Source organism: Armatimonas rosea (assembly GCF_014202505.1).
Taxonomy (GTDB): Bacteria; Armatimonadota; Armatimonadia; order Armatimonadales; family Armatimonadaceae; genus Armatimonas; species Armatimonas rosea.
On the sequence record NZ_JACHGW010000002.1, the window covers coordinates 270,231 to 286,384 of the forward strand.

At 60.6% G+C, this 16,154-nt stretch carries 15 protein-coding genes; 11 read left to right on the forward strand and 4 right to left on the reverse strand.

Annotation, left to right across the window (positions count from 1 at the left end; genetic code table 11):
* The first annotated feature begins 1 nt into the window (after position 1).
* The 4 genes from HNQ39_RS09095 (at position 2) to HNQ39_RS09110 (ending at position 5,836) form a co-directional block, all read left to right on the forward strand.
* The gene (locus tag HNQ39_RS09095; RefSeq protein WP_184194251.1) at positions 2 to 1,582 is read left to right on the forward strand and encodes an N-acyl-D-amino-acid deacylase family protein; all 1,581 of its coding nucleotides are present in this window, start codon (positions 2 to 4) and stop codon (positions 1,580 to 1,582) included.
* 44 nt (positions 1,583 to 1,626) lie between these two features.
* Positions 1,627 to 4,161 carry an ATP-binding protein gene (locus tag HNQ39_RS09100; RefSeq protein ID WP_184194254.1) on the forward strand — a complete coding sequence of 845 codons (2,535 nt, stop codon included), beginning with the start codon at positions 1,627 to 1,629 and terminating at the stop codon, positions 4,159 to 4,161.
* Between the two features lie 17 nt (positions 4,162 to 4,178).
* Positions 4,179 to 5,198, forward strand: a complete 1,020-nt coding sequence (locus HNQ39_RS09105; protein WP_184194256.1) for a hypothetical protein — start codon at positions 4,179 to 4,181, stop codon at positions 5,196 to 5,198.
* A gap of 140 nt (positions 5,199 to 5,338) precedes the next feature.
* Positions 5,339 to 5,836: an AfsR/SARP family transcriptional regulator gene (locus HNQ39_RS09110; RefSeq protein WP_184194259.1), complete on the forward strand. Its 498-nt coding sequence runs from the start codon at positions 5,339 to 5,341 to the stop codon at positions 5,834 to 5,836.
* 4 nt (positions 5,837 to 5,840) lie between these two features.
* Here the strand turns inward: HNQ39_RS09110 and HNQ39_RS09115 are convergent, their stop codons facing one another.
* Positions 5,841 to 6,575: a hypothetical protein gene (locus HNQ39_RS09115; protein ID WP_184194262.1), complete on the reverse strand. Its 735-nt coding sequence runs from the start codon at positions 6,573 to 6,575 to the stop codon at positions 5,841 to 5,843.
* A 120-nt stretch (positions 6,576 to 6,695) separates the two neighbouring features.
* Here HNQ39_RS09115 and HNQ39_RS09120 point away from each other — a divergent pair, with 120 nt between their 5' ends.
* Genes HNQ39_RS09120 through HNQ39_RS09135 form a run of 4 tightly spaced genes read left to right on the forward strand, consistent with a single transcriptional unit; the run spans position 6,696 to position 9,866 of the window.
* Complete coding sequence (locus tag HNQ39_RS09120) at positions 6,696 to 7,394, forward strand: YggS family pyridoxal phosphate-dependent enzyme (protein ID WP_184194265.1); 699 nt, start codon at positions 6,696 to 6,698, stop codon at positions 7,392 to 7,394.
* Between the two features lie 25 nt (positions 7,395 to 7,419).
* The gene (locus tag HNQ39_RS09125; protein WP_184194268.1) at positions 7,420 to 7,962 is read left to right on the forward strand and encodes a cell division protein SepF; all 543 of its coding nucleotides are present in this window, start codon (positions 7,420 to 7,422) and stop codon (positions 7,960 to 7,962) included.
* The gene (gene proC, locus HNQ39_RS09130) at positions 7,963 to 8,763 is read left to right on the forward strand and encodes a pyrroline-5-carboxylate reductase (RefSeq protein ID WP_184194271.1); all 801 of its coding nucleotides are present in this window, start codon (positions 7,963 to 7,965) and stop codon (positions 8,761 to 8,763) included.
* On the forward strand, positions 8,760 to 9,866 hold the full coding sequence (locus tag HNQ39_RS09135; protein ID WP_184194274.1) for a glycoside hydrolase family 3 N-terminal domain-containing protein: 1,107 nt from the start codon (positions 8,760 to 8,762) through the stop codon (positions 9,864 to 9,866). Before proC ends, HNQ39_RS09135 begins: the two co-directional genes overlap by 4 nt.
* A gap of 108 nt (positions 9,867 to 9,974) precedes the next feature.
* Here HNQ39_RS09135 and HNQ39_RS09140 read toward each other — a convergent pair whose 3' ends face one another.
* The 3 genes from HNQ39_RS09140 to ftsH form a co-directional block, all read right to left on the reverse strand.
* Positions 9,975 to 11,153: a glucoamylase family protein gene (locus HNQ39_RS09140; RefSeq protein WP_184194277.1), complete on the reverse strand. Its 1,179-nt coding sequence runs from the start codon at positions 11,151 to 11,153 to the stop codon at positions 9,975 to 9,977.
* Complete coding sequence (locus tag HNQ39_RS09145) at positions 11,140 to 11,481, reverse strand: hypothetical protein (RefSeq protein WP_184194280.1); 342 nt, start codon at positions 11,479 to 11,481, stop codon at positions 11,140 to 11,142. The genes HNQ39_RS09140 and HNQ39_RS09145 overlap by 14 nt, the downstream gene beginning before the upstream one ends.
* Positions 11,482 to 11,547: 66 nt before the next feature.
* Positions 11,548 to 13,542 (reverse strand): ATP-dependent zinc metalloprotease FtsH, encoded by a 1,995-nt coding sequence (gene ftsH, locus HNQ39_RS09150; RefSeq protein WP_221289932.1) that lies wholly within the window; start codon positions 13,540 to 13,542, stop codon positions 11,548 to 11,550.
* Positions 13,543 to 13,741: 199 nt separating this feature from the next.
* Between ftsH and HNQ39_RS09155 the strand changes: the two genes are divergently transcribed.
* From HNQ39_RS09155 to HNQ39_RS09165, 3 genes are all read left to right on the forward strand, one after another.
* Positions 13,742 to 14,221, forward strand: a complete 480-nt coding sequence (locus HNQ39_RS09155) for a hypothetical protein (RefSeq protein WP_184194283.1) — start codon at positions 13,742 to 13,744, stop codon at positions 14,219 to 14,221.
* Positions 14,218 to 15,177 carry a 4-hydroxy-3-methylbut-2-enyl diphosphate reductase gene (gene ispH / locus HNQ39_RS09160; protein ID WP_184194286.1) on the forward strand — a complete coding sequence of 320 codons (960 nt, stop codon included), beginning with the start codon at positions 14,218 to 14,220 and terminating at the stop codon, positions 15,175 to 15,177. Before HNQ39_RS09155 ends, ispH begins: the two co-directional genes overlap by 4 nt.
* A gap of 62 nt (positions 15,178 to 15,239) precedes the next feature.
* Positions 15,240 to 16,064: a DUF1963 domain-containing protein gene (locus HNQ39_RS09165; RefSeq protein ID WP_184194289.1), complete on the forward strand. Its 825-nt coding sequence runs from the start codon at positions 15,240 to 15,242 to the stop codon at positions 16,062 to 16,064.
* Positions 16,065 to 16,154 lie beyond the last annotated feature (90 nt).

A 16,154-nucleotide genomic window follows, 5' to 3' on the forward strand; every position in this document is an offset into this window, starting at 1 on the left:
CATGACCGCTGACTATCTCCTAACCGATGCCCGTGTTTTTGATGGCACGGGCAATCCGTTTTTCTATGCCGATGTGGCGATTGCGGGCGAGCGGATTGTCGCCGTGACCGCCCCGGGTTGTTTCCCCCGCGAGAGTGCCCGCACCGTGCTCTCACTCCCTGGAAAGATCCTCTGCCCCGGCTTTATCGATATCCAGAGCCACTCGCTGCATCCCTACCTCAAAGACGGTCGGGGGCTCTCGAAAGTGACCCAGGGCGTGACCACCGAGATCCTCGGCGAGCTCTGGACCCCCGCTCCTTTTGGGGGGCGACGCACGGAGCGGCCGAGCGATGCCCCTACCTGGCGGCACTTCTCCGACTGGCTCCGACACTACGAGACCCGGGGCGTCTCCGTGAACCTCGGGAGCTTTGTGGGCGGTGGAAGTGTGCGCGAGTGGGCCTGCGGCTGGGATGCGGAGACGCCCACCGACCACCAGCTGGAGCAGATGCGCCAGGTCACGGCAGAGGCGATGGAGGAGGGGGCTTTTGGGATCGCGCCTGCCCTGATCTACCCGCCCGACTCCTACTCCACCGACCACCAGCTCACGGAGTGTGCGCGTGTGGTGGGGCGCTTTGGGGGGCTCTACATTGTCCACCTGCGCTCTGAGGGCGATGGGCTCCTGGAGAGTATCGAGGCGACCGCGGAGCTCTCCCAGCTCTCGGGCTGCCCGGTCGAGCTCTACCACCTGAAGGCCTCCGGGGAGCGCAACTGGGACAAGATGCCCCGCGCGATCGAGCGGATCACCGAGCTCCGTGAGCAGGGCGTCGATATCACGGCGGACATGTACCCCTACATCGCCAGTGGGACGGGGCTCTCGGTCCTGATTCCCAACTGGGCACACGAGGGCGGCAAGCTCTACGAGAACCTCGCCGACCGCGAGACACGCCGCCGTATCCACACGGAGATGCTAGCCCCCCAGGCCGCGACCGGGGACTTTGCCAGCAGCGACCGGGGCGGCCATGTCATGCCTCTGGACTTCCGCAAAGACCAAAACAAGCGCTTTGTCGGGCTTCGGCTTACCCAGATCGCGGAGCAGCTGGGCTGTGACTGGGCCGCGGCGGCGATCGACCTGCTCCTCTCCGAGGGCCAGCGCATCGGGACCGTGTTTTTCTCCATGTGCGAGGAGAACCTCAAGCTCCAGCTCCAGCAGCCCTGGGTGAAGATTAGCACCGATGCGGGCGGCCTCGACCCCGCAACCCAGGCCAATCCCGTCCATCCCCGTGCCTACGGCACCTACCCGCGTGTGCTGGGTAAGTACGTCCGCGACGAGCGCATCCTGACCTGGGAGGAGGCGATCCGGAAGATGACCAGCGCGGTCGCCGAGCGCCTGCGCCTCCGTGACCGCGGCCAGGTACGCGAGCGCTTCTTCGCCGATCTCGTGGTGCTCGATCCTACGACCGTTGCAGACCGCGCGACGTTCACCGATCCCCACCAGCTCTCAGTCGGGATCGAGTGGGTCTTTGTAAATGGCATACCCGTGGTTGAGCGTGGGGAGCATACAGGAGCACTGCCTGGTAAGGCTCTGTTTGCAAATCATTCATAATTTATTTTTTCTCAAGCTAGTTCTTTGCTATACTGCAACGGAATATGAGCACGAGCTGGCGTATCACGTGTATTGGCCCCTTACAAGCCTCCGATGGCACGCAGGTAGTGACTGCATTTCCCTCCCTCCCCGCCAAGCTACTCCTCGCATCGCTCGCCCTGCGTCCCGGGGAGCTGGTGCCCCGCGATACCCTCTGTGAGCGTCTCTGGCCCGACGACGAGCCTGAGCGCCAGCGTGCTCGCTTTCGCTGGACCCTCTCGCGCTTGCGGAAGCTCCTCGCCCCGGAGCTCTTTGTCTCCAGTGGAAATAGTGCGGTCGGCCTTGCCCCCGGGACCACCAGCGATGTCGCGGAGTTCGATGCACTCGTCCGTGCTTCCCTCCGTCCCGGTATCTGCCACGACGAGCTTCGTGCGCTTCACGAGCAGCTAGAGGAGCTCTACAAAGGGGAGTTTCTCGCGGGACTGACCGGGGAGTGGGTTGAGACGGAGCGCGAGCGCCGGGCTCAGCAGCTCAAGAGAGCTATCCTACCCGGTGATATTGTTCTCCCTGATGTCCCCCCTAAACCGATCCCTGGGATCGGTTATTTTGGACGGGAACAAGAGAGGCGCACTCTCCGTACCTTTGCTCAGTCCGCCCAGCGCCTCTTGACCGTCACGGGAACGGGAGGGCTGGGCAAGACGCGCCTGGTTCGTGAGGAGCTCCTCTCGGAAGCGTTGCTCTTTGTCCCGATGGCGGCCCTCACGGACGCCAGTGGGCTCTTCGATCTCTTGCGCGAGCTCCTCAAGCTCCCCGCCTCCGGCTACGGTCCCGTTCAGGAGCGGGTGACCGAGCATCTTAAGACCCGCGGTAAGACCCTCCTCCTCCTAGACAACGCCGAGCAGATCGCCGAGGGCCTCGCCCCTCTGCTGGAGACACTCCTCGTCCAGTGCCCAGCACTCCAGCTGGTCGTGACATCGCGCCGTCGGCTCAAGATGGAAGACGAGCAGGTACTGAAGCTGGAGCCGCTCCCACAGCGTGTTGCGGAGGCGCTGTTTTTGGACCGTGCTCAGGCCACTAACCCCCAGTTTGCCCAAACCGCCCCAGGCAAGGCGCAGGTAGCTGCGATCTGTAAGCTCTTGGAAGGCATTCCCCTCGCGCTGGAGATCGCCGCCGCCCGTGCCCTCCTGGTGAGCCCTGCCCAGATGCGCCAGGAGCTGGAGACCCGCCTGCGCTTTCTCGTCCGCCTGCGTGGCGCTGAGGCACGCCAGCTCAGTGTTCGTGCGGCTCTAGAGTGGTCCTACGAGCTCCTCTCGCCCCAAGCCCGCCTAGCGTTTCGTCGTAGTGGCGTCTTCCGCGGCGGCTTCACCCTCGCCGCCGCCCGCTTTGTCTTCGGCGACGAGCCTCCAGTGCTCGATGCGCTCCAAGAGCTCATCGAGCACTCTCTCCTCAAAGCCGACTACCACGATGATAACGAGACCGAGCGGGTGCGCTACACCATGCTCGAAGTCATCCGCGAGCTCGCGGAGCTACTCCTCAAGGAGATCCCTGCGGAAGAAGCAGCTAGTTGCGGCTATCACGGCAGCTTTTATCTGCTCCGAGCAAAGCATGTGAGCGAATGTCTCAAAGCAGGTAGCTGGGCCGATGCGGCTGAGGAGCTAAAGCAAGAGCGTGCAAACCTACGTCAGCTTGTGGGTCAGGCAGTACAAAAGAAACAGGTGGACGTGCTCTATGAGCTTGTTCAAGCGGTGGGGGTGGCGTGGATACAGGTTGGCTTTTGGCAGGAAGCAGACCATCTCCTTGCGGGAGCGGAGCACTTATTCCCTCGTGAGAGTAAAGGACTAGCCGATGTCTTGACCTTGCAGGCGGTCTTAGCAAGGCGACGGGGTGAGGGAGAGGTTGCTCTCCCGAAATGGCGGCAGTGCCTTGAGATTCATCAGAGACGCCAAGATAAGTTTCGAGCGGTGATTGCCTATATTGAGATTATCTCGCAAGCGATAGATGAAGGCGATCTATCTTTTGCCCAGCAAGATCTTGCAACATTAAACGCTATCAAGGATGATGTGCAGCTCTCGGATATAAATAAGATAACGATTGACACACTGAGTGCTCGGATTAAGTTTGCCCTATCACTCTTTGAAGAATCCTTAAGTTTGTCAATTGAAATTATTAATAATTGCAAGAAAATAGATATCGACGATGCTTATTGGGTTGGTATTGTTTCTCATATTGTTCCTGTTTTTATACACTGTAGGGATTGGCAATTTTTAGATGATGTATTGCATGATGCGATAAGAAAATCTTTCCTTTCAAAACAAATATTTACGATGGGGATATTGCTGATGCAGGCAGGTAATGCCTTTGTCGAAACGGGGCAAGTGCTTGCAGCCATTCAGTCGTTTTGGCTTGCACATAAAATTCATCAAGAGCTTGATTCACGGTATCGAAAGAAATGTGAGCAGTCTTTGGGAGAGGCGATTCATCAGTATGGCACCTTCCCGGGAGTCGAGCAGTGGCTTTGTAAGGTAGAAGGAAAGCCTTGGAGCAGTATCTACACTGCAAATACCTTGCCAACATTTCGTCCGTACAATGACTTTAAATAGGTAGAAAGAATTAAAAAATGTCTTATGAAATAGTTGGGTTAGTGCCTACGGTCGTTCCTGGGCAGTCGGACAGCCAAGCCTTTGGTATCGAGACTGCAGGATCCCTTGATGGGTTCAATATGAGATATGGGGACGATGATAACATTATACTAGGAAAAATTCAGCTAGATAGTAATGTTTGTTTGCCATCTCAGCTAAAATATGGTTTAAAAACTGTCGATCAACTACATGAACTAATGCTCAAGCCGCGAGATTCAATCGCTGATGCCCTTAAAAAGAAAAATCCGACATTGAAGCCTTGTGATATCATGTCCTCTGAGCGCCCAATTATCATGTGTAGCTTTGATAGACAGCAACGTGAAAGCTTGTTAAGTGTTGATGAAAGGCATGTGCAGGCTTTTGCACATACCAATATCGTAAATATGTCTGCACCGAGTCCTTTTAGATCGCTGATAGAGGATTCAATGGTGGATGAGCTGCTAGCTCATCCCTCTCCACAAGATGCCTCTGGGATCTACTGGGATCAGATTCTAAAGTTTCCTGACCTACCTGACTACGTGAAAGACATTATCCAATACCGTAAGAAGTTTGATACTGAGTTTACGCTGTTGGGTGGTCAAGATAGCTTGAGTGAAAGTACTGGCAATGCTCTGAAGAACGTAGTATATATACGTTATATAAACGATGTTGATTACTATATTCATTTTGAGATAGATGAAAAAATAATAGAGGACTATCACTATGCTCTAATACGTGAGCCCATTTTGCTGGAAGTGATTTTAAATAGCCCGAATTTTCGTAGGGCACTTGTATCAGAATTGCCCGATGGGAACTTGAATGCTGAATTCCATGAGTCTGTTTCGACAATGAAATTTAAAGTGCGTGAGAATAACTTTAACATCCTGTATCAGCCCCGGAAAGCGGAGGATGTCACCATTGCCTCCCCCGCCCCCAAGCACTGCGTGAAGTGTAGTGGGAGTGGCTTTGAGCTCTATAATGGAGTTCTTGTTCCTTGGATCTATGACTGCGGTGCATAGAGCAGTGCTCGGTAGCTCCTTGGTGGTCCAGGTCCCTTAGCCTAGATCATCTGGGAGCTATATATTTCCACGTGAGCTTCACACGTTTTGCAAACACCTGGCCCTGTACCCTCTCGGTATTCAAAAAATAGAGGGTCGTGATGATTCGAATATTAGGTGATGTGGTGGTAGCGGGGCGAACCGATTTCCGTACGCGTAAGTGCCGTGAGCTTCTCGGGATTCTTGTCTGTCATCGGGGGAGGGCTATCTCCCGCGAGACTCTGGGGGAGCTGCTCTGGCCGGGGGAGGACCCATCCGTGCAGCGGAGTCGCCTGCGCTATGAGCTCTGTATGCTCCGTCGCCACCTGTCCCGTGAGGTACTCCAGACCCAGGGCCATGATTTCGTTCGGATGAGCGCTCCCTCCGACTACGAGCAGTTTATTCGGGCGGCCTGTCAGGCGATGCGGCTCAGTGTTGTCGGGCAGCGGGTGGTGGCAGTGGAAGAGGCTCTGGCCTACTACCAAGGGGAGCTCTTGCCAGGGCACTTTTCCGAGTGGGTTCTCATGGAGCGTCAGCGCCTTGAAGGACTTCGTGAAGCCCTCCTGATGCGGCTGCAAGAGGACTTACCCACACCCCCTCCCTCAGACTTTGCGTACTAGAGGGCTACTTCACCTTGGCGGGCTTGTTGGGGCTCTCTGCGGGACGGGCGAAGTCCGAGTCGGGGAGGGGGAGGTTGTTCTGGACCTGGGTGAGGGTCATGACGAGCTCCAGATCGCGGGTTGTTTGGCGCATCTGAAACGACGTCCGGATACCGTTATTGGTGCGCCAGTCATTGAAGTAGGTGATGGTGTTCATCTTGCCTTGGGGAGTTGCTTGGGCCTGATCGGTGCGGGTGAGCAAGAGCGTGGTGGTATCGTGGAACTGGAGGATCGGGGCGCTGCCGTCTTTGGGAAATAGCCGAAGCTTGTAGAAACTTGTGTTGCCTGCCTTGCTCACACCGAGGTTCTCCACCCGCTTGAAGAGATTGCGCCAGTTTTGCGGGGCGATACTCTGGAGGGCCTGGAGGCGCAGCTGTGCCAGCTCCTCACCCTTGAGAAGGCGCAGGCCCAGATTGGGGTCGCGGGCCCAGCCCTCCTTGCCGTCGTAGCCCATGGCCACCTCACCCAGATCGGGGAGGACCATGCGGAGCAAGAACTTGTTGGGGGCCTTGCTCTTGATCTCGACGCTACCCGGCTGTTTTTGGCCCGTCAGCTGTACCGTGCCGACCGCAACAGAGCTTGTCAGCTGGGCGTAGGCGGAGCTGCCGGTGTTCTTGAGAAAGCCATCGAGGACCTGCTCGGCGGACAGCTTAGGTTTGGGGGAGGGCGACGCCACCCGAGCGGCGGGTTTGTGTTGCATGGCTTGCATGATACCGTATGAAAATTTGCAAACAATAGTTCTTAACGTGATTTTTACTGTTTAGGTTCAATCACCATTGACAGTTATAAACACACGGGGTTATAATGGCCCGCATACAGAGTGCAGAACGAGATCACAGAGCGTGTTTTTTATCTCCGCGAGAGAATTGCGGTAGCGGCTGCCTGTGCGGGGCGGTCACCCGACGAGATCACACTAGTCGGAGTCAGTAAGCGTCACTCCAGCGAGTCGGTGCGTGCGGCATGGGACGCGGGAGTGCGTGAGTTTGGGGAGAACTACATCCAGGAGGCGCGTGACAAGTGCGCGCAGCTGGGCGAGCTTCCCGGGCTTCGCTGGCACTTGATCGGAGGCCTGCAGTCTAACAAGGCCCGGCTTGCGGTTGCCCTCTTTGATGTGGTGCAGACCGTGGACCGGCTCTCGCTGGCTCAGGTGCTCTCACGAGAAGCGGAAAAACAGGAAAAAGAGCTTGCGGTTCTGGTGGAGGTCAACCTTGCAGGGCAAGAAAACCGTGCGGGGGTTGCGGAGCCAGAGGCACTAGCGCTTTGTGAGCAGGTCGCGGCACTGCCGAACCTGCGTCTTTGTGGCTTGATGGGGATGGCGCCTCTCCGTGCGGATGCGGAGGCGATACGGCCCCATTTTGCGCGTCTGCGGCACCTCTACGAGGCCCTCCCCGAGGCAAATCGAAGGGTTCTCTCCATGGGGATGTCGGGGGATTTTGAAGCGGCGATTGCCGAAGGGGCTAACCTTGTGCGGATTGGGACAGCTCTTTTTGGCCAGCGCCCTAGCGTGAGCACTACTTAAATATTTTAGTCAGGAGCGAGGAAGAATGTACAACGCCCACGAGCGTCATGATGAGCAGGAAGAGCAGGGAGTCGGTTTTAAAGATCGCCTAAAGAGCCTCTTTGGGTTGCGTCCCCTGTCGGCAGAGGTCGATGAAGACGAGGGCTTCGACGATTCCGAGCCCCCGGCGGCCCGACTGGGCTATGCTCCCCGCGCGGGAGCGGTAGCGACACTTACCACCGCCCCCGCGGCAGCGACAGCAGCAACGAACATGACCACCCGGAACACGACCTATCGGCTCTCGTCGGTGCGTGATAGCTCCATTACGATCATGCCCGCCAACTCCTTCTCCGATGTCCAGAAGGCGGCGGACCGCCTCAAGCAAGGCGAGCCGCAGATTCTCAACCTGGAGAAGACCTCTCCCGAGGTTGCCGAGCGCCTGATCGACTTCCTCAATGGGGTCACCTATGCGCTGGATGGCTATGTGGAGAAGGTGGCGGATGGAGCGTATCTCTTCACCCCTGCCAATATGGCGATTCATGCCGACCGGCCCAGCGAGCAGCCCAAGCCGTTCTTTGATCGCCTCTAGATGACACTGGCGGTTCTCGGGACCGGCAAGCTAGGCGGCGCGATCCTGCGCGGCTGGGTGCGTGCCGGGCTGTTTGCTCCGAGTGAGATCGCCCTGCCCGCGCGCGCATCGGGGCGCGCGCTGGCGGCGGAGCTCGGTGCGCGTGTCGCGGGCTCGAATGGGGAGACCGTGGCAGGAGCTGAGATCCTCCTGCTGGCGGTCAAGCCCTACCAGCTCGCCTCCGTGCTCACCGAGGTGCGTGACCAGCTCCCTCCTGAGTGCCTGGTGCTCTCGGTCGCAGCAGGTGTCTCCACGACGGCGCTGGAGGCAGTTCTCCCGGATCGCCAGCCCGTGCTGCGTGTTCTTCCCAATACCCCCGCCCAGATCGGCGCAGCGGCATCGGCGTTCTGCCGCGGAGCCGCAGCCACCAACGATCATGCGGCGACAGTCACCCGGCTTTTCTCCGCGCTAGGGCTCTGTATCGAGGTCGCCGAGAGTCAGATGGATGCGGTAGTGGGCGTGGCTGCCTCGGGCGTGGCGTTTGTCTATCTCTTCCTGGAGGCCCTGACCGATGGGGGAGTTCGCATGGGCCTGCCCCGCGCTGCCGCCCGCCAGCTCGCCGCACAGACCCTGGTGGGGGCCGGACAGCTCGCGCTGGAGACGGGCCTGCACCCGATGGAGCTCAAGGATGCGGTCACGACCCCGGGGGGCACGACCATGGCGGGAATCGCCGTGCTGGAGAGTGCTGCCTTCCGAGGGATCGTCATGGAGGCGGTTCGCGCGGCCACCGAGCGCTCGGCGGAGCTGGGGCGTCCTAAGTGAGCCTAACACTGAGCCTGGAAGAGCGCGTCGGGCAGCTCTGCTGCTTTGGCTGGCATGGGCGCACGTGCCTGGACGAGCAAGCCCGTGTCTGTGTGCAGGAGCTCCATGCGGGAGCGATGGTGGTCATGGGCCGCAACCTCCACGACACGACCCAGCGCCCGTTGCCGCAGATCGACGCCCCCGCGGTGCGGGCGATGCTCGATGCGCTCCAAGCCCTTGCCAAGACCCCGCTCTTGATCGCGACCGACCAAGAAGGGGGCCGGGTGGCACGTTTTGGCACCGCGCCCTTCACCCCTGCACCTGCCGCTGCCGCTCTTGAGAGCACTGAGGCTGCCTATGCGAGCGCGCTCCAGACCGGGCGCGAGCTGGCGACAGTCGGGGTGAACATGAACTTTGCGCCGGTGGCGGATATCAACTCCAACCCAGAGAACCCGGTGATTGGCGACCGCAGCTTTGGGACAACCCCGGAGGCGGTCACTCCCAAGCTCCTCGCACAGCTCCAAGGCTACACGGACTCTGGGATTCTCTCTTGCCTGAAGCACTTCCCCGGACACGGCGATACCAGCACCGACTCCCACTTCTTGTTGCCGACACTTCCCCACACGCTGGCGACTCTGGAGGCTCGGGAGCTTGCGCCGTTTCGAGCGGGGATTGCGGCGGGTGCCCCCGCGGTGATGACGGCCCACATTCTCTTTCCTGCACTGGACACGGCGCTTCCCGCGACCATGAGCCCGGCGATCTTGACCGGTCTGCTCCGGGAGACCCTGGGTTTTCAGGGGCTGATTGTCACGGACTGCCTGGAGATGCGGGCGGTTGCGGACCACTGGGGCACGGCTCAGGCCGCCCTCGCCGCGGTGAAGGCAGGGGCAGACTTGGTCCTGGTCTGCCACACCCTGGAGCGCCAGCGCGAGACCTACGAGACCCTGCTCGCCGCCGCCCGCTCGGGGGAGCTTTCTGAAGCACGCCTCAACGAGGCCGTGACCCGTGTTCTTGCCGCTAAGGCGCGAGTGACCTCGGTGCCCTTTGACCCCACCCTCCTTGGGGGAACACAGCACGCCACGGCAGCGACAACCTTAGGCTCCGAAGCGCCTAGGCTTTCGTGACGCCTTATGGCCTGAGGAACGAGTCCTCCGGCTTAAGAGGACTACGGCTGATGAATCAGCCAAGGAATCTGCAAGAGAGGTTTGCCTCGTTTACGGGGCGTCGCCCTCTCAAGCCGGATCCCTTGTGGTTCCGGCCTTCGTAAAGCCCGCGGTGCTCAGGCCTTGCTTGAGGTAGGGATGCTCTCCCACCAGCTTCCAGAGCAGGCCCGTCTTGGAGTTCTCCCACGCCAGGAGCGCCATCCCCAGATCGATCCCTATCACATCGGTGTCGAACCAGTTTTTGTCGGCGTTGAGGGCGTTGGAGAGGCCATAGCGCCCGGTGATCTTCTCACCAAAGCGGCGCTGGAGCGAGGCGAGCGCTTTTTTCGTCAGCTCGGGGACGAAGAGAGCTCCCGCCATCGCGGCGGTGGGGGCGACTGTCCCGTCGTGGTCCCCATCGCGCGGGGACTGGGCGCCATAGCCGACTGGCGGGGGCTGGTCGCAGGCGGTGATGCCCCAGACTCCGTCGCGGTAGGTGACAAAGCGCTCGGCATTCTTGGCGCAGAACGCTGCGTTGGCCTCGTGGGAGCGCTGGAAAATTCCCCACCAGTCGCGGCCCTGGCGGTCCTTGAGGCCCTTCAAGTTCACGTAGCCGGGCGTCATCTGCGCCCAGAACGCAGGGACGGCGGGGGTCTCGGTGAAGGTGAGCGCGTCCCACGATGACTGCGGGAGCGGGTGCGTGGGGACTCCCAGGGCGAGGAGATAGAGGTAGCTCGCCTCGGTGTAGCCGCTCCAGCGCGCCGGGATAAACCCCGACTCGGGCTTCCAGCCCATGCTGGGGGCCGCGCCGTTGTTCTGCATCCAGGGCCAGTCGGTGCGCGCGACCAGGGCATCGGCGCGCTCGGCACACTCTCCGCCAAAGAAGCGGCCCGCCGCCAGAGCCCCAAGAAAGAGAAGGGTGGAGTCGATCGACGAGAGCTCGCAGCTCCAGACCCGCTTGCCATCGCGCCAGTCGATAAAGTGGTAGAAGAAGCCGTGGTGGTGGGGGAGCTCCTGGCTCAGAAAGCGCAACGTGAGCAGGGCACGCTGCTCCGCGGAAGCGGCGGAGACCCAGCCGCGGCCCACCCCAATCGGTAAGGCTGCCAGTGCATAGCCGGTCGCTGCCACCGAGGCAACCGTGTAGCGATCGGCCGCTCCTATATTCTTGGCGCGGTCCTTGGTCAGTCCCGTGCTGGGGTGGGTCTCGTGCCAGAAGAAGTCGAAGGCACGGTGGGCCAGTACCTCAAGGGAGAGGCTAGTCTTCCTCATCGAAGGGCTCGTCATCGGCGGCACCCGACGTATCGGTGTAGTTGCTGATCTCCTCGCCGCGGAAGACCGTGATCAGGAAGTCCTCGCGGTCGAAGTTGGGAAGATACGACTGCGCGATATCGTCGTCGATCTGCGCGATCAGGCCCTCTTCCTGGTCGATGGGGAGGTCCACTTCCAGCAGCAGGGTGCCATGGATCGTGTCGTGGGCGTAGTGCAGGTCGATCTGCCCAATCCGCCGGTCGTCGTCCCAGATCAAGTAGACCTCGCTGCTCTGGGTGCGGACAAGCCGAATCAGCTTGTAGTTGGTGGGGACGCGATCTTCGTTCATTGCAGACAAAATAATACCGCCGGGCGAAGGATTTCGCCCGGCGGTAGTGGCTAAGTTTTCTCTTAGCTAGGCCATTCCTGGTTCGAGGCGCGGCCGTGGGGTGGTCGGTCGTGTCGGCTCGCTGGGCTCGCTTGGGGCGGGCGGAGCGGGGGGCACGGGCGGCTCGGGCTTTGTGGGCGGCTCGGGCTGACGCCCTCCGACCACGGGAGCGATCGCATCCTGAATCAGAGCCAGGAACTCGTCGCGGTCCAGGGTCTCGCGCTCCATCAGCGCATCGGCCAGCCGGTCCAGGACCACGCGGTTGGTGTGGAGGATGTCCTCGGCGCGCTTGTAGTTGCGGTCGATAATGCTCTGGATGTCCTCGTCCACGATCTTGGCGACCTCATCGGAGTAGTCGCGCTCCTCCATCGTGCCGTTGGGGCCGAGGAAGTTTCCGCCGTGGCGCTTGCCGATCCGTCGGTTGCCGATCCGCTCGCTCATGCCGAACTCACAGACCATGGCGCGTGCGATCTCGGTGACCTGTCCGAGGTCGTTGGACGCCCCCGTGTCGAGGCCGCCGTCTTGGCCGTAGGTCAGGATCTCCGCGATTCGTCCGCCCAGGGCCATGGCGATCATGTCTTCCATCTCGGCCTTGGTCTGGTTGTAGCGGTCCTCGGTCGGGAGGGTGATGGTCACGCCCAGAGCGCGGCCACGCGGCAGGATGGTCACCTTGTGCAGCGGGTTGGCATTGGCCAGGAGCTCGGCGATCAGCGCGTGCCCGGCCTCATGGACTGCGGTGCGACGCTTGGCGACCGTGGTCATCAGGCGGTTCTTGCGTGCCGGCCCCATCATCTCGCGGTCGATCGCCTCTTCAAACTCCGCCATCTCGATCTTGGTCTTTTCGCGGCGTGCGGCCAGGATCGCGGCCTCGTTGACCAGGTTGGCGAGCTCGGCACCGGCGAAGCCAGGGGTGCGCTTGGAGATGCTCTCTAAGTTGACATCATCGCCCATGGGCTTGCCACGGGTGTGGACCCCCAGGATCGCCTCGCGGCCCTTGGCATCGGGGGCATCCACCACCACGCGGCGGTCGAAGCGGCCCGGACGGAGCAGGGCGGGGTCGAGCACATCGGGGCGGTTGGTCGCGGCGATCAGGATCACGCCGGCGTTGGGGTCGAAGCCGTCCATCTCGACAAGGAGCTGGTTGAGGGTCTGCTCACGCTCATCGTGGCCGCCGCCCCAGCCGGCCCCACGCTGGCGTCCGACCGCGTCGATCTCGTCGATAAAGACCAGCGCGGGGCGGTTCTGGCGCGCGGTGTCGAAGAGGTCGCGCACGCGGCTTGCGCCCACGCCGACAAACATCTCGACAAAGTCCGAGCCGGAGATATGGAAGAAGGGAACCTGCGCCTCGCCGGCAATCGCGCGGGCCAGCAGGGTCTTGCCCGAGCCGGGAGGGCCCAGCAGCAAAACACCCTTCGGAATCTTGGCCCCCAGCGCCTGGAAGCGACGGGCGTTCTTCAGAAAATCGACGATCTCCTGGAGCTCTTGCTTGGCCTCCTCCACCCCCGCGACATCGTCGAAGGTCACCTTCGGGACGTTCTCATTGGGACGGCGGATCCGGGACTTGGTGAAGTTCAGGGCCTGGTTGTTGCCATTTTGTGCGGCACGGCTAAAGACCATGTAGATCACACCGGCCAGCAGGAGGAAGGCAAGCACAGGGAAGAGGGAGGCCAGCACGAAGTCCATCGGGCCCTCGGGCTCTTGGCCAAAGGAGACGCCTTTCTCGCTCAGAAGCTTCATCAGGCGGCTGCGCTCGGGAGCTTCAGGGGGCAGGGCTACTTGGAAGTCGAGGGGACCATGGTTGCCATGAGCCGAGGGTGAGTACTTGCCCAAGAAGACATTTTTATAGAACTTCCCAGACGCGATCACGTCCCCCTGGTCAACCTCTTTCAGGAACAGACCATAGTCAACCTGTTTTCGCTGATTGAACCATGGCAGAGGCGTACGCGAGAGCGTCGCCTTGAGCAGAAAACCCATGGTAATCACAAAAACAACCAGTAGACCCAGCCGTAAATTACGGTTCAAACGGAAAGCCTCCTCGGAACTTTCAGGGATAAAGACGCGCTGTTATCGCGGTAATCTCCCCTGACAAGCCCCGCAAATAGTACGGGCATTATACCACGCAGGAATTATCGGGTTCGGTGACGAATGTCTCCAGTCATCCTCTGTAATTTAGTACGTTAGTGCAAGATAGGGGGTTCCCGAAACTGGTATACTTCCCGACGTGCAGGAGGCTTTCTTTGTCCGTTCCGCCTCACCGGGAGCCGTGCTACGCTTCCTGGAGCGCCTCGCGCGGCGCGGGGAGATGCTCCCCCCTGAGGTGCTGATCTCCGATGCTCTCGGGGAGGGCCAGTGGCGTGCTCTCCCGGTCGGTGGCCTGGCCGGAGTCGCGGCCCGCCTCGCGCTGGCCTTTCCGCCCGATGTTCTTCACCTGCAAGAGACCCCCGACGGCTGGGCCTGGACACGCTACACCAGCGACGGCCCCAGTGAGGTTGGGACGCTCCCCCGCAAGCGGCTCTTGGAGCAGCGCGCGCCGGTTGTGCGCTGGGCACAGCAGCAAGGCCTCCCCCTCACGCGCCTGACCCGCCCGCCCCACACCCTCGACTATGAGACCGTCGCCCAGCTCGACCAGCGCAGCCTCCTGCTCGAAGACACCCCACGCCTCTATCGTTTCTCCCTCGGGGCGGTACAATTACCCCAATGAACGTTCTTCTGGCGGGTCCGCGCGGCTTCTGTGCGGGAGTCGATCGGGCGATTGAGATCGTGGAGGTGGCGCTGGAGGTCTATGGCGCACCGCTCTATGTCCGGCACGAGATCATCCACAACGAGCATGTCGTGGCGCGGCTGCGCGAGCGCGGCGTGGTCTTCACGGACTTCCTGAGCGAAGTCCCCGAGGGCAGCAATCTTATCTTCTCCGCACACGGCGTCTCGCCCGCCGTCCGCGACGAAGCCGCGGCGCGGGGGCTCAATGTGATCGACGGCACCTGCCCGCTGGTCACCAAGATCCACTTGGAGGTCCATAAGTTTCTCAAGCGTGGCTACGGCATCTTCTTCATCGGGCACCGTGGCCATGTGGAGACCGAGGGGACGATGGGCGAGGCGCCGGGCAAGCTGATCTTAGTCTGTGAGGAGCACGAGGTCGCCCACCTGCCCGAGCCACCCGACGAGAAGCTGATCTACCTCACGCAGACCACGCTCTCGATTGATGAGACCCGCGGGATCGTGGACGCGCTCAAGGCACGCTTTCCTCGGATGGAGAACCCGCCGTCGTCGGATATCTGCTACGCGACCCAGAACCGCCAGGACGCCGTGAAGGTGCTCGCCCAGAAAGCCGACACGATCCTGGTGATCGGCTCGCAGACCTCGTCGAACTCTCGCAGCCTGCGCCAGGTGGCTGAGGCCCACGGAGCCCGCGCCTTCCTCATCGACGATGCGAGCTTCCTCACCGATGCTATGCTCGACGGCGCCCAGACGGTCGGCGTCACCTCCGGCGCGTCTGCCCCTGAGGACATCGTCCAAGGCGTGATTGAGGCCCTCCGCGACCGCGGCGCCGAGAGTGTCGAGGAGTTCCGCGTCCTGGAAGAGGATGTCGAGTTCAAGCTCCCACCCGGGCTGGTGCAGCTCCTCCCCCCTAACCCCCGCCGAGCGGGGGGACAATAAGGAATCCGATTCCTCTTATTCCCCCCGTTGGACGGGGGTAGGGCTGTTAGGTACAATCTGGCATGGCACAAGTCACGAAAGAGATGCTGCGGGAGCGCTTTGTAGAGGCGGGGCTGCAGGCGTTCTGGCCACAGATCGAGCGTGTCGTTCGGCCTGCCATTCAGGTACACTCTTCGCCCTGTTCTGATGACAGCCTGGCGATTGGAGCTTCCAAGCGCGGCGGTGCGCCGGATTTGCCCGTGGATTTTGTTTGGCCTGAACGAGGCGGGGAGCCTTGCGATTTTTTCTGTCAGATCAATCTGGAGGCAACGGCTTCATTTGATGTCGAGGGACTTCTGCCCAAGGCAGGTCTGCTGTCGTTCTTCATCTCGAAAGACCAAGTGGTCGAAGGTGAGCTAAACGGCGATCCTGTCTTTTTTTTCGCGTCTGAAGTCCCCCTCACCCGACAGAGTAACGAGCGGGTAGAGGAACTCATGAAGTATTCCGAGGTGATGCGGTATGAGTTCGACTATACGTGGTCATTTCCAAATAACTCCGCGAAGCTGAACTTTCTAGGGAGAGGCACAGAGGCTAAAGATTTATTTGTTGGCGTTTCTTGGGAAGTAGGTGGTGGGGATTGTTTACTGGGGCATCCTGACGACTACCAATGGGATCAAGAGCCAACTTGTGAACTAACCTACCGAGGAGTGACATGGCAAACTCGTAGCGACTCCCCGGAAGCATGGGCTTCTCTATATGCAGAGGTAGAGCAGATCGCTTTTGATAACTGGCTGTGCCTCTTCGATACATCTGACGATTTCGGTGTGTTCTCGCTGAGCTACTGCATCCGTCGAGATGATCTAGCACGGCAGGATTTCTCTAAGACCATCCTGATCGCCGTGAACTGAGGACTTGTCCCAAAACCTCTGCGCGTCCTCGGGACGCTCCCAACCCGGAGGCGGGGATTTCCAATCCCCGATCCCCCCATCCGCCGGGTA